We start from the raw sequence: 12,402 nt of genomic DNA, 5'->3' as shown, positions 1-12,402 counted from the left end.
TCCCCTATAATGCCCGCATCTGTGCGTGGCGTTTCAAGTATTTTTTATGAAAATAGCTAGGCGGTAACGATGATCGGTAGGCCGACGTCTTCGACTTCCAGGCCATCCGGAATATTATTTTTACCAATCAATCTATCGAACTCGAGATTGTAATTATAAATCTGCTGTTCTTTGTAACCTAGGCGTATTTTCTCGATGCCACCGCTCGACATCGCTTCTTGCATTTGTTCCATCGCATCCAGATCCTGCTGCATGACCGCGCTAAAGAACTGGACGCCTGCCTCACCTGCCTCCGCGGCTGCTTTGGCGGTGGCTTCGGGATCCTCGCCGGTCCTGCTGATACTGAGAAAATACCCATCGGCGCGCGTCTGGTTGACCGAAACCGGCCAGATCGAAAGCACGAAGAGCAGGGATTCAGTCACGGTGATGCTGACATTGGGGAAAAGAGTATAGGCACGTTGCGAGATGCTCGTGACTTCCTTCATGCCGCTCGAGTCTGCTGGCGCGAGCCCATCGGACTTCACCACAGATCCGATCGCCGACGCAGTCCGCGGTTTGATAGTCAGCGCGGAATGCCCGTTGGACAGGCACTGACGGGCTGCCACCTTAGAATCGACGAGCGGATGAAGAGTGTGCGTGTGAACGAATTTCACATGATAGTTCTCGGCGAAGTTATCGAGAACGGCTTTCCAGTTGACCGGCAGTTCACGACTTACAGACTTGTAAAGTCGCACGCGATCCATCGGTACGTCGCCGATCGCGCTTCCCAAAACACCGAGGAAATCCTGGAGCGGCGCTGCATCCTCATCGAAATTTATGAAGATGATTGCTCCAAACTTCTCGCAGCGAATGCTGCGGAGCGATTTCCCGCCTTTGTCCAGTCCGGGGAAATCATGCTCATCCGGTACAAATTTGAGTTCGCCCTGAAGATTATAGGTCCAGCAATGATAGCCGCAGGTCAAATTGGGCTGAACGCCACCGGCCGCCTTGATGAGCTTTGACCCCCGATGCTGGCATACGTTGTAAAAGGCGTTGATGGCGCCCTTGTCATCGCGGACGAGCACCACGGGAACGTCTGCGATGGTGGTCGTTTTGAAGCTACCGGGCTTGGCAAATTCATCGACAAAGCCAGCGAGCAGCCAGCTTTGCTTCCAGATCGCGGTATTCTCGATCTCGAAGAAATCCTGGCGTGTATACCGGCCCACCGGAATTTCGGCCATCGCCGGGAAGTCCGCAGGATGCTGCTTGCTCTTGTTATTTTCGTCAGCCAGTTCCCACATCCGCTGGATCCGGGGCAGGGCCTCGATATCGGAATCCACCACGATCCGGCGTGACATTTCCTTGACTTCCATCGATCGATCCTCACACTTCGGCGCTGCTCTGCGGCACGCCTCTTTTGCTGTTCAACTGATAAGTAAAGCTAGCACGGCAGACTGTCAACAGATCAATGTTCGGAGGCGTAGAGCCTGCCAAAGTCGGGGCAGTTCCGAGTTCCTCGGTTATGGATATCGAACGTTTAGTATAGGAAATATCGGAACTTTGCTCACGGGCACCCGATTATGGGGCAGCGCGGCATAGCCCCGCGCGGGTCATATGTCAGAGGGAATGTTGCTTCTCTTTTGATCAGGGTTTATCGGTTCGCACGAATCTGAAGACGACCGTTCGCAGCGGCGGTGATGTCGCCCCAGTCAGAATTCTGAGCGCTGGTTAGGGGCACAGCGATGCGGCGTTGTTCAAGCGCCTGCGGTGCCAAGGAGGAAAGGTTGCGATGAAACTTGTCACATATTCCCGATCGCATAAGCATGAGGAACGGCTAGGTGCCCTGCTTGACGACGGCCATGTGCTGAATGTGCAAGGCGCTCACTGCGTTGTTGGCGGAACGCTGGATCCAGCGTTGCAATCCATGCAGTCATTGATCGAAAGCGGGCCAGCCGGCTTGGAGCGGGTTCGAGCTTTGGTGCTTTCCAATGATCCAGGATGCAGGCTCACGGTTGGTCGGGATATACGTCTCTTGTCGCCTTTGCCGCGCCCTGAGCAGTTACGCGACTGCATGTGCTTTAAAGACCATATGATCGGATGCGCGGAATCCATCCGACGGCAGAGCGGCGCCGCCGCGATAAGCCACCGTCACGCAGCGATGATCGAGATACTGGGGACGCAACCGCTATACTGCAAAAGCAATCGCTTTGCCGTGATCGGTACCGAAGAAGATGTGTTCTGGCCGAAATATTCGAAAGTGATCGATTACGAGTTGGAAATGGCAGCGATACTTTGGCGATCTGGGAAGAATATGACCCCTGCAGAGGTGAAGGATAGAATATTCGGCTATACGATATTCAACGATTTCACCGCGAGGGATACGCAGGCTGTAGATGGGCGAGCTGGCCTGGGGCCTTTGAAATCGAAAGATTTCGATAGGTCAAATGCTCTTGGACCATGCATCGTCACCGCGGACGCATTCGATCCCTATGACTGTGCAATGACGGTCCGCGTGAATGGCGAAGTCAGATCGCGCGGCCATAGCAGCACTATGACGTGGACATTTGAAGATGCGCTGAGCCTGATCAGTCAGGAAGAGACATTATATGCCGGTGAAGTGTTTGGCTCTGGCACCGTAGGCGGCGGAAGCGGGCTGGAACTGGAGCGTTATCTTCAAGACGGTGACGTAATTGAACTTGAAATTGAAGGCATTGGCGTTCTTCGTAACCAGATACGGGTCAACAGCGCTCCCAATCAGCCATAGCCTCTTGCTGGGATGCGAGAGCGCGTGTCTGGATTGGCCTGTGTCATATGCCGTGCGTGAGACCAGATCGCAATTTGATCGCTAACTGCTTTGACGATAACAATTTGCCATCACATGCTGGACCGAACACCTAGACGATCGCCAGGCCCCCATCGACCGGCATCGAAATACCGGTCACATAATCTGCCTCGTCGCTGAGCAGCCACACGACCGCGGCCGCAATATCATTCGGTGACGCTATCCTGCGCAGCGGCACCTTTCCGCGTGCCGTGCAATCGCATTTCCTGAAGCCTAGGCGGCCGTCCGGAACAATGGCGTATCCGTGATCCCGGGGCAGACGACGTTGATCCTAACGCCAAATGGCGCGACCTCGATTGCGGCTGAAACCGACAACGCCTTGACTGCTGCCTTGCTTGCGCTGTAGGCGGCCGATGAGGGAAACGGTTTAATTCCAGCCGTGGACGACAAATTGACAATTGATCCCCAGCCTTGTTGCTTCATCTGCGCGATTACCGGCGCCATGACGTGAAAGCATCCTGAAATTTATGTCGGTGACGCGTTGAAATTTTTCGGCGGGAAGCAGATCCAGCGTCGCGTAAGTGGCGATCACGCCGGCGGAGTTCACCAGGTAATCGATTTTTCCAAAGGTCGAGACACATCGTTCGGCGATGGCTTTGCCGCAACTGGGATCGATCGTTAGCGGTGCGAGCGTCCCACGTTGACGGTCGCGGTTATTCTGTGGTCGTGTAGCGCGTGGGGTCGAACAGTTCCTTGATGGCAGGAACGACGAGCGCGATGTCGAGATAAGCCTCATTGGCAAGGAAGTGCGCGGTATCTGCCCCCATGCGAGGCTTGCCGAGCACCGGCTGCCCCTTCTTGTCGACGCAGTAGATCAGGATCGGCAGCAGCAGACCGTGATGGATATCGCCGCGATTGAGCATGGGCTTCCAGTCGCGCAGGTTCAGATTCATGGCCGCATAGAAGCCCTGACACCAGGGACGAGGATCGATCCCTCCATCAGGTTTTTCAACGAAGCGCGGCGCATACTCCTGTGGCCTGTTGAAGAAGGTGTCGTTGATGCGATTGGGGGCATTCCTCGAACGGATCATGCAGGCCGCCCACATTCCTGGTCTGGGTGAAGCCATCGCCTCCTTGTTGTCGGTGCGTGCCGAGTTGATGGAGCAGATCAAGGAAATGGATCGGCGGTTGCGCGTTATCGCCAGTCAGTCACAAGCCTGTGAAATCCTCATGACCATTCCAGGCGTCGGCGTGCAGACATCGGCTGCCTTTGCAGCTGCAGTCGACGAGGCGAGCCGCTTCCGACAATCGCGCAATGCCAGCGCCTACTTCGGCCTGGTTCCCAGACGCCATCAATCAGGCTAACTCGACTGGACCGGCAGGATCACCAAACAAGGCGACGGGACCGTGCGCAAGTTGTTGTATGAAGCTGCCAACTCGATCCTGACCCGAAGCCGGGAAAACTTCGCACTCAAGACGTGGGCCACGAAGATCGCCAAGCGGCGCGGCCTGAAGAAGGCCCGTGTCGCCCTAGCTCGGCGCCTCGCGGTCATCATGCACGCCATGTTGCGCGATGGCACTTTGTTCCAGGCGTGAGATGCAGTAAAAGCGGTCTGCCAGCGGTGAAGCGTCAAAGCTGATCCGAGGGCGGTGCCCCGAGAGGGAACGCAGAGACGAACGATCTGCGAAGGTAGTCAGATGGGCTGCAAAGCTCGCATCGAGTCAATGCAACGTTCGCCTCTGTGAGACACGATAAAGCACGACCAGGCCTCGCCTCGGCCAGTGCGGACAGATCCATGAAACCTTCAAGGGATCGGCACCGCCTAGCAACTGCAATTACAGATCCTGACCCTAGAACGCGACCTTGTCGTCACCTTTCAACGCGAGTATCGATCGGGCTTCCGCCGGGGTTGCGACTTCCAGTCCCAGCCCCTCTATGATTTGTCTCACGCGCACCACCTGTTCCGCGTTGCTTTCGGCCAGTTCGCTCCGGCCAAGCCAGAGGCTGTCTTCTAGACCAACCCGCACATGGCCGCCCATGGCGGCCGCTTGCGCTGCTACGGTCATCTGATGTCTGCCAGCCGCCAGCACGGACCAATGGTAATTGTCGCCGAATAGGCGATCGGCCGTTCGCTTCATATGGAGGACTTCTTCGGGATGCGCGCCAATTCCCCCCAGCAGGCCAAAGCAGGTCTGAATGAAAAGGGGGGCTTCCACCAGGCCCTCCTGGAAAAAATAGTTTAGGTTATGAAGATGGCTAGTATCGTAGCACTCGAATTCATACCGAGCACCCGTGCCGTTGAGCGTGTCGAGGGCGTATCGAATATCTTTGAAGCTGTTGCGGAACACCAGATCATGGCTTCCTTCCAGCATCGCGCCTTCCCATTCGAATTTGAAGTCCTTGTACCGTTTAAGCATTGGGAAAAGGCCGAAATTCATCGATCCCATGTTGATGCTCGCGACTTCAGGTTCCCACATCGCTGCCGGTTTGAGGCGTTCCTCGACCGGCATGTATGGTGATCCCCCCGTCGTGATATTGATGACGACATCGGATGCTTGTTTGATGATTCTCAGAAACGGTTCAAACGCTTCGGGCGTTTGATCAGGTCTTCCATCTTCTGGGTTGCGCGCATGCAGATGCACGATCGCCGCGCCCGCGGCGGCAGCTTCCAGCGCCGATGAGGCAATCTCCTGGGCTGTGATCGGCAAATATGGCGACATGGAGGGCGTATGGATCGACCCGGTTATGGCGCAACTGATTATCACCTTTTTTTTCATAGACTATCCCTAGGTCAGGCGCAGCGATGCGCTAGTTCCAGCAACGTGCAAAGTTATAAGTGTCTTCTCCGCCAAAGTTTTTTGGCGCCCGTCGGCGGTTCTATGCGGTGTCCCAACGCAACAGTCTCAGCGATGAGCATACCTTGTAAAAGCAGCATCCAGGATCGATTTATGGCATAATCGTCATCGCTGACGCACCAAGTAACTACCGACATGCACCTGCAACGACCGATGCCGCTCCGATAAAGCCGACGCCTTCTATTCTACGCGGCCGTCACATCGCTGCCGGCCAGAATTTTGGCGCTCATGGCATCAGGATCGAAAAATTCTCCTAGCGGATTCTGCGCAAAGGCCTCGGTCTTGAAATAGGCCTTTGGACGCGCCGCATCTGGCCAGTTATTAACCTGATTCTCAACCTGATTGCCATCGGGATCCTTATAGTACAAGGACGTGGTCGGGCCGTGATTTATGGAAATATGCGGCAGGATATCATGCTTCTTCAGCCATTCATATTGTCTGAACAGACCTTCGAAAGACGAATAGCTGTAGGCGACATGGTCGATGCCGGCGTGCTCGTTCGTCATCGGAACCAAGCCGGGCTTGTTCACGATCGCCAGTCGGTGATGCTCCTCGTCGAAGGTGAGAAAAGTCAGTTTTTCGTCATTGTAGACCAGGTCGGCGTTCAGGAAGATGCTATACCAACGGACCATCTCGGCATATTGGGATGTACGCACCACGAAATGGGCGAAATAGGCCGGTCGTTCCACAGGCGACTGATCAAGCGCATTTTCGGAATGGTTCATTTCAAAATCCTGTTTTCTGTTACGTTAATATGGCAAGCCTCGGTGTCGGACTCATGCCGCGACTGCAGCCATAATCAGGCCGACCCCAAATCTTTAACTTACATATTGATCAGTAATGTGGGAGCGACTTCACTAAGTCAATAGGTTTTCCGGCCGATGGGCTTCACGCAAAAACGTCGTTCTGGCCGGCCTAAACGGCGCGTGCCCGACGAGAGAAGGCGCCGGCAAGACCTTTGCTGGCGTCGCGAATCGGATCTTCTGGACGACTGACGCTGAGCTAAGGGCGCGCAACGACGCTTCCGCTATCCGGGTGAGCAGAGGTCGGTCAAGGCGAGACTCTGCCGATATGAGCTGGTCGTCCGATCAGCTTGTCCGGCTGGTTCCTGGCGCTTTCAGCCGCTCTTGAAAACCAATCGATTTATGAAATCGACTGATGACTGGATTTCTATCGGGCTGACGGGATTCTTGCCGGTAAGATACTCATACTCACCCGCCACTGCTGATGGGACGGTCGCCAGGGCAATAATGGCGTATCGCAAGCGCCCTGGGTCGCCGGCGTGAACGCTTCCCTCCCTTTGCCCCTCGGCGATCAGCTCGCAGAGGAGTTGGAAATCTTCCTTGATGTAGTTTTCGCAAAGCCAAACCAGTCTTTGGGATATGCGGTGTCCTTCCAGCGTCATCAGCCGGTGCAAGGCGGGGATCTTTGCGAATCGTTCGACATAGGCGTGGACCACCGCACGCAAATGCTCCGCGGCAGTCGAGCCTTTCGGCCGGTTATGCAGCAATTTCGAACCTTGGGTATGAAGAAACAAATTCTCCACTACGGCGATCCAGAGGGCATCCTTCGATCCAAAATGATAGAGTAGCAGGGATAGCGATACATTTGCCTCCATCGCGACCGATCGGGTTGAGGTCCCCTCATAACCAAAATTCGCAAAAGCGTTCAGTGCCGCCTCCAGAATGCGAGCTTTGACATCCTCGGGTTGGCGGCGGCGCTGTTTGGGCGCGCTAGTGATTGGCTTCGATGCCGGAGCATCGGTGGCTTTCCCGCCGTCTGGATCACTCATTCAACATTCCCTTATTCGACTGCGCAAGAAACTGTACGTCGCGCGGCCGCTGCTTTCGAAATTCGCGGCGAGGGCGGCGATGGGATTGTCATGTGCCCCAGCTTAGGCGGCCAATCTAGCCTGAATTGCGCGCAAAGCACTCATCTGCTCGTGCTATTGACATCATTGGAAGACGCATCTACTGACCTTTAGATCAATAAGAACCTCTCGAAGGTTGAGGAGTGGACAATGGATCCGTGCTTGCACTTGGCGTTTGATGGTGATGTTCGAACACACCATGGTGTGCAGCCCGCTATATCGACCTGGCTAAAAACTGGCTGATTTCATCTATCGAAATTCAAATTGTTTGTCGCGTTCGTTATGGACACTCTCAAGGTTCGCGCGCGAGAAAGTAAAAATTTGGCGTTTTATTCAACGCCAGATGTATTTCTATTATCAACGGAGGATGACGTGACGAAACGACCAGCATATTTTGATAAATATAAGACGATCGCTTTTGAGCGCTTCGATGATGGCGTTCTGGTGGTTCGGTTGCACAGCGACAATGGTCCGGTAATGTATTCGGCGGACCATCACACCGAATGGGCTCCCGCATTCACCGACATCGGAATGGACCGCGACAATCGCGTGATCGTGCTCACCGCGACCGGCGATGTATTTATGAACGAGCATAGCAGCTGGGACCACCCGCTCGGCCGTCCGCGCGAATTCGACTTTTCGGCCTGGGGCGAGAAGCTGATGTTCCGTCGCCTGCTGGAAATCGAAATGCCGGTCATTTGCGCGGTGAATGGTCCCGCCACGATCCATGCTGAACTGGCTGTCCTGGGCGACATCGTGATCGCCTCGGAAAAGGCGCACTTTGCCGATGAAGGGCATTTCGCTGTTGGCGAGGTGATCGGCGACGGTGTCCAGATTGTGTTCCAGGAATTGCTGGGCGTGACGCGGGGCAATTACTTTCTCCTGACCGGCCAGCGTATCGACGCTTATGAGGCGCAGCGCCTGGGCTTCGTGAACGAGGTCCTGCCGCATGACGAACTAATGCCGCGTGCTATGGAGCTGGCGCATCAGATGGCGACCTATTCGGAACTGACGCTTCGCTACACGCGCCTCTGCCTGGTGGACCGTTGGAAGCACCTTATCGTTGATAAGATCGGCGTTGGTTACGGCATGGCCTTCGAAGGCTTGGCGCACATCGATCGTGGATGGATCAAATGGAACGGCTCGCACATCGGCAATCCCGATTTTGATCAGCTGCGCCCGCTGACGGCACGGCCGCAGCAGCCGCGCCCCGAATAAACGGAAGGGGTGACAGGAGCGATTCTGTCGCCCCTTATATTCTAGCGAAAGCAGCGGAGCCTTTCTATCGGCTGACGCAAAATGCTCAAGCGAAATTAGCCAGCATCGTCCTCATGAACGGTTGGCACATCGGTTATTTAACAGGATCGCGCAACGCAGAACGCCTCGGTCTCCGATATGCGCGGCGGGGGATTGGATTATGACGATTCAGCGTTTTACCGACAGATCCATTCTCGTGACAGGCGGCGCATCGGGGATAGGTCGTGCTGCGGCGCTGGCTTTTGCCGGCGAGGGCGGGTTGATCAGCCTGGCCGACATCGACGAGGAGCAGGGGCAGTCCGTAGTAGAGGAGATCGAAAGCCTTGGCAGCAAGGCGCGGTTCTTCCGCTTTGATGCGGCCGACGAAAATTCGATCATGGCCATGATAGCCGGCGCGACCACCGCCTTCGGGCCAATCCGCCATGCCTTCAACAATGTCGGCATGCCGCGAAACGGTTCGGTTGAAAATATGTCGCTCGAGGATTGGAACTGGACGCTTTCGATGTCGCTGACGTCGACATTCCTGTGCATGAAGCATGAAATTCCTGGCATGCGTTCGGCGGGCGGCGGGACCATCGTCAATACCGCGTCGACGTCGGGCAAGTTTTTTACGCCAGCTGCTTCGCCGGCTTATTCGGCGGCAAAGGCGGGCGTGGTTCACCTGAGCCATTATGCAAGCTGTGCCTATGCCAATGAAGGCATCCGCGTGAACAGCATCTCGCCCGGTCTGACGGCTACCAAGATGGTGAACGAGATGCTGTCTCAGGACGAACAGGTCGCCATCGCAAGGGAGTTGCACATCATTACGCGTGCCGTGATGCCGGAGGAGATTGCTGCGACCGTACTTTTCCTGAGCAGCGATGGCGCCGCAATGATTACCGGGACCGACACGGAGGTTTGTGGCGGAAGACGTTGAGTATTCATTTTGCGGAGCGTTGTCACGAAATCAGCGCGCCGATCAAATGAGCCTGGATAATATCAGTGGAGTGGTGATGGACGTGGCAATGTCGGAAGCCATTGAAGAAGTGGCGGCGTGCGAACAGCGGCGCTGTCGCGCGCTAGTCGAGCGAGACATGTCGGCGATTAATCAGTTGATCCGGGAAGATCTGGTTCACATCCATGCAATCGGCACTATCGATGGACGGACAGGTTATCTGCAGGGCGTGGAGGCGGCCATCGACTTCCTGAAAGTCGAACGGCGCGATCTGAACATTCGCATCTATGGGGAAGCGGCCGTCATGACGGGCGGCCTCCAGCAGACCATCCGCATTGTGCGAACCGGCGCGGAGCATGTCATGAACGCGATGGCGACCCAGGTGTGGGTGAAGGAAGACGGTGCATGGAAACAGGCGAGCTTCCACGCCTGCATCATCAAATAGCCACATAAGGCTTTACCGGCGGCTGAATATTTCGGCATCTCCCAAAATGCACGGCCCCGCGCAGCCGCTTCCAGATCGTTCATTGCACCCGTTATTCGATCTTGGCATTTTCGAACAGGAGCGAAGTTAAAATTTCCTCCGTATGTTCGCCCAGACGCGGCGGACGGGCGATGGGCGGGCGATTGCCATCGAACAGGATCGGAACGCCAGCGTAGCGCGTTTTGCCTGGACCGGTTTCATTGTCCAGGATGGCGAAGAAATCGGTTTGCTCCAGATGCGGATCGGTCACCAGATCGTCGATCGATTGCACCGGTGCACATGGAATTTCCAGTCGCAGCAAAGTGGAAAGCCATTCTGCGGTCGTTCTGGACGTCAGTTGGTGAGCCAGTTCGCCGTAAATTTCGGTGATGTACTGCGTCCTCGATGTGATCCCCTGAAAGCGCGGTTCAGCGGCCAGGTCTGGACGACCGCATTCTTTGAACATGTCCTGCCAGTGCTTGTCGGTATAGGGCATCACACAAATATGACCGTCCTTCGTGGTAAACGGGCCACGTTCAGCGACCATGACGCGTGGATAGGCGCCTTGGCCGAGTGGAGGATCAAAGCTCAGCCCGTAAAGATGCTCCACCGCCGTGAAGGCCACCATCGTCTCGAACATGGGCACCTCGACATACCCTCCCAGGCCGGTTCGTTCGCGCCGGACCAGCAAGCCAAGAATGCCGATTGCCCCGACCAGGCCTGATGTCTTGTCGGCGGCCACGGTCGGTAGATATCGTGGCGTTCCCGTTTGCTGCCCCATAAGGTCAGCCAGTCCGCACATACCCTGTATCACGTCATCATAGGCAGGGCGGCCTCCGTAGGGGCCATTTTCTGCAAAGCCATGGAGGCACGCATATATAAGGCGCGGATTGTGTGCGATTAGCGTCTCGCTGTCTAGGCCAAGCGCCTTCATCTTGTGCGGCCTGTTGTTATGCAAAAGCACGTCGGCGGTATCGACAAGCCGTAAAAGAGCCTCCTTTCCAGCCTTGGTCTTGAGGTCCAGGACAATGCTGCGTTTGTTGCGATTCAGGCCAAGGAACAGGGATGCCATGCCGAACTCCGCCGTCGGCCCGGTCCGGCGTGTGGAATCGCCGGTCGGCGCTTCCACCTTGATGACTTCCGCGCCCAGATCGCCAAGCCACTGGGCTGCATAAGGGCCGAGAACTACTGCGCCCAACTCGATCACGCGAATTCCGCTAAGGGGTAACATCCCGGCTCCTCTATCTTAAGCTCAAGCGTGGAACTTTATTGATCAGTAAATCAGTATAATTGCGACGAAAATGGTTACATGCAAGCAATTTATAGGCATTGAAATGTTGTGCTTGATGATTTACTGCTCATTCAAACAGGGTTCACATGAGCTCGGGAGGGGTGGAATGAGGCTTGCACGGTTCTCTGTGGGGAATGGTCCCATACAGTTAGGCGTGGTCGATGGGGATGCGGTGACATCTCTGACGCATCGGGTTCCGCAGATTTCGGATATGATTGATCTCATTGCGAATTGGCCGACCTATGCGCCTTTGGTGGAGGCGGTCCGCGGTGAGAACGATTGCCGCCTGGAGCAATGCCGGCTGCATGCGCCCATTGAGCGTCCCGGCAAGATCTGCGGGATAGGCATGAATTATGCGACCCATATCGATGAGGCGCGCATGGCGCCTCCCGCGCATCAAATCTGGTTCGCCAAACCTGCGACAGCTGTCGCAGGTCCGTTTGACCCGATCGAGCGGCCAATGGTTTCTGAAGAAATCGACTATGAAGCCGAACTGGTAATGATCATCGGGCAGCGATGCCGGCATGTGTCGCGCGAGGCGGCGGCTGGCGTGGTATTCGGTTACTGCGTGGGAAATGATGTCAGCGTGCGCGACTGGCAGCGCATGGGTGGCCAGCACACCATCGGCAAATCATTCGACACACACGCACCATTTGGACCGTGGATCGTGCTCGCCACGGATATCGATCCGCATGAACTGGACATCAAAAGCCATGTCAACGGGCAACTCCGGCAGAATTCTAATACGCGCAACATGATCTTCGACTGCTGGGCGCAGATCGAACATCTCAGCAAGGCGATGACGCTCGAACCGGGCGATGTCATCTACACCGGAACGCCTGGCGGTGTGGGGGCCGCCATGAAGCCGCCCAGCTTCCTGCGCGAAGGCGACACGGTTAAGGTCGAAATCCAGTCCATTGGCGCCATTGAGAATATCGTAGTCAACGAACGTCCGACAGGTGAGGAGTAA

At 55.8% G+C, this 12,402-nt stretch carries 15 protein-coding genes; 7 read left to right on the top strand and 8 right to left on the bottom strand.

Annotated elements, in window-relative coordinates; translation table 11 throughout:
- Positions 1-56: 56 nt before the first annotated feature.
- The gene (locus VVT58_RS22315; RefSeq protein WP_066564532.1) at positions 57-1,352 is read right to left on the bottom strand and encodes an aromatic ring-hydroxylating dioxygenase subunit alpha; all 1,296 of its coding nucleotides are present in this window, start codon (positions 1,350-1,352) and stop codon (positions 57-59) included.
- 416 nt (positions 1,353-1,768) lie between these two features.
- Here VVT58_RS22315 and VVT58_RS22310 point away from each other — a divergent pair, with 416 nt between their 5' ends.
- Complete coding sequence (locus VVT58_RS22310; protein WP_327753057.1) at positions 1,769-2,743, top strand: fumarylacetoacetate hydrolase family protein; 975 nt, start codon at positions 1,769-1,771, stop codon at positions 2,741-2,743.
- 130 nt (positions 2,744-2,873) lie between these two features.
- Here the strand turns inward: VVT58_RS22310 and VVT58_RS22305 are convergent, their stop codons facing one another.
- The 3 genes from VVT58_RS22305 to VVT58_RS22295 all read right to left on the bottom strand — a co-directional run bounded on the left by VVT58_RS22305 (position 2,874) and on the right by VVT58_RS22295 (position 3,852).
- Positions 2,874-2,999: an SDR family oxidoreductase gene (locus VVT58_RS22305; protein WP_158511800.1), complete on the bottom strand. Its 126-nt coding sequence runs from the start codon at positions 2,997-2,999 to the stop codon at positions 2,874-2,876.
- A gap of 35 nt (positions 3,000-3,034) precedes the next feature.
- A complete protein-coding gene (locus VVT58_RS22300; protein WP_257721831.1) occupies positions 3,035-3,286 on the bottom strand; it encodes an SDR family oxidoreductase in 252 nt (83 codons plus the stop codon).
- Between the two features lie 188 nt (positions 3,287-3,474).
- Positions 3,475-3,852 (bottom strand): hypothetical protein, encoded by a 378-nt coding sequence (locus tag VVT58_RS22295; RefSeq protein WP_237230234.1) that lies wholly within the window; start codon positions 3,850-3,852, stop codon positions 3,475-3,477.
- Here VVT58_RS22295 and VVT58_RS22290 point away from each other — a divergent pair.
- Together VVT58_RS22290 and VVT58_RS22285 are read left to right on the top strand one after the other, a co-directional pair.
- A complete protein-coding gene (locus VVT58_RS22290; protein WP_237230233.1) occupies positions 3,851-4,126 on the top strand; it encodes a transposase in 276 nt (91 codons plus the stop codon). The two genes, VVT58_RS22295 and VVT58_RS22290, sit on opposite strands and share 2 nt — an antisense overlap.
- Positions 4,127-4,168: 42 nt before the next feature.
- Positions 4,169-4,357 (top strand): hypothetical protein, encoded by a 189-nt coding sequence (locus VVT58_RS22285; RefSeq protein WP_237230231.1) that lies wholly within the window; start codon positions 4,169-4,171, stop codon positions 4,355-4,357.
- Between the two features lie 255 nt (positions 4,358-4,612).
- Here the strand turns inward: VVT58_RS22285 and VVT58_RS22280 are convergent, their stop codons facing one another.
- The 3 genes from VVT58_RS22280 to VVT58_RS22270 form a co-directional block, all read right to left on the bottom strand.
- A complete protein-coding gene (locus VVT58_RS22280; protein WP_066564526.1) occupies positions 4,613-5,539 on the bottom strand; it encodes a 3-keto-5-aminohexanoate cleavage protein in 927 nt (308 codons plus the stop codon).
- A 263-nt stretch (positions 5,540-5,802) separates the two neighbouring features.
- Complete coding sequence (locus VVT58_RS22275) at positions 5,803-6,306, bottom strand: VOC family protein (RefSeq protein ID WP_327753055.1); 504 nt, start codon at positions 6,304-6,306, stop codon at positions 5,803-5,805.
- Positions 6,307-6,734: 428 nt separating this feature from the next.
- Positions 6,735-7,409 (bottom strand): TetR/AcrR family transcriptional regulator, encoded by a 675-nt coding sequence (locus VVT58_RS22270; RefSeq protein WP_066564523.1) that lies wholly within the window; start codon positions 7,407-7,409, stop codon positions 6,735-6,737.
- A gap of 342 nt (positions 7,410-7,751) precedes the next feature.
- Between VVT58_RS22270 and VVT58_RS22265 the strand changes: the two genes are divergently transcribed.
- From VVT58_RS22265 to VVT58_RS22255, 3 genes are all read left to right on the top strand, one after another.
- On the top strand, positions 7,752-8,705 hold the full coding sequence (locus tag VVT58_RS22265) for an enoyl-CoA hydratase/isomerase family protein (RefSeq protein WP_352000187.1): 954 nt from the start codon (positions 7,752-7,754) through the stop codon (positions 8,703-8,705).
- 199 nt (positions 8,706-8,904) lie between these two features.
- Entirely contained in the window at positions 8,905-9,660 is a 756-nt protein-coding gene (locus VVT58_RS22260; RefSeq protein ID WP_237230229.1) for an SDR family NAD(P)-dependent oxidoreductase, read from the top strand.
- The gene (locus tag VVT58_RS22255; protein WP_145907824.1) at positions 9,644-10,123 is read left to right on the top strand and encodes a nuclear transport factor 2 family protein; all 480 of its coding nucleotides are present in this window, start codon (positions 9,644-9,646) and stop codon (positions 10,121-10,123) included. Before VVT58_RS22260 ends, VVT58_RS22255 begins: the two co-directional genes overlap by 17 nt.
- Positions 10,124-10,214: 91 nt before the next feature.
- Here VVT58_RS22255 and VVT58_RS22250 read toward each other — a convergent pair whose 3' ends face one another.
- Positions 10,215-11,348 (bottom strand): CoA transferase, encoded by a 1,134-nt coding sequence (locus tag VVT58_RS22250; RefSeq protein WP_352000185.1) that lies wholly within the window; start codon positions 11,346-11,348, stop codon positions 10,215-10,217.
- Positions 11,349-11,586: 238 nt separating this feature from the next.
- Here VVT58_RS22250 and VVT58_RS22245 point away from each other — a divergent pair, with 238 nt between their 5' ends.
- Positions 11,587-12,402, top strand: coding sequence for a fumarylacetoacetate hydrolase family protein (locus VVT58_RS22245; protein ID WP_335339815.1), 816 nt, complete (start codon positions 11,587-11,589; stop codon positions 12,400-12,402).

It is taken from the genome of Sphingobium sp. SJ10-10, from assembly GCF_036038995.2.
Classification (GTDB): domain Bacteria; phylum Pseudomonadota; class Alphaproteobacteria; order Sphingomonadales; family Sphingomonadaceae; genus Sphingobium.
Note: the sequence above shows the minus strand (reverse complement) of the source record. Positions and strands in the feature narration are given on the sequence as shown.

What these genes read in the sequence shown, in the direction of transcription:
- VVT58_RS22270 (WP_066564523.1), bottom strand. Translation starts at nt 7,409, where the DNA reads ATGAGTGATCCAGACGGCGGGAAAGCCACCGATGCTCCGGCATCGAAG.
- VVT58_RS22295 (WP_237230234.1), bottom strand. Translation starts at nt 3,852, where the DNA reads ATGATCCGTTCGAGGAATGCCCCCAATCGCATCAACGACACCTTCTTC.
- VVT58_RS22280 (WP_066564526.1), bottom strand. Translation starts at nt 5,539, where the DNA reads ATGAAAAAAAAGGTGATAATCAGTTGCGCCATAACCGGGTCGATCCAT.
- VVT58_RS22290 (WP_237230233.1), top strand. Translation starts at nt 3,851, where the DNA reads ATGCAGGCCGCCCACATTCCTGGTCTGGGTGAAGCCATCGCCTCCTTG.
- VVT58_RS22260 (WP_237230229.1), top strand. Translation starts at nt 8,905, where the DNA reads ATGACGATTCAGCGTTTTACCGACAGATCCATTCTCGTGACAGGCGGC.
- VVT58_RS22315 (WP_066564532.1), bottom strand. Translation starts at nt 1,352, where the DNA reads ATGGAAGTCAAGGAAATGTCACGCCGGATCGTGGTGGATTCCGATATC.
- VVT58_RS22310 (WP_327753057.1), top strand. Translation starts at nt 1,769, where the DNA reads ATGAAACTTGTCACATATTCCCGATCGCATAAGCATGAGGAACGGCTA.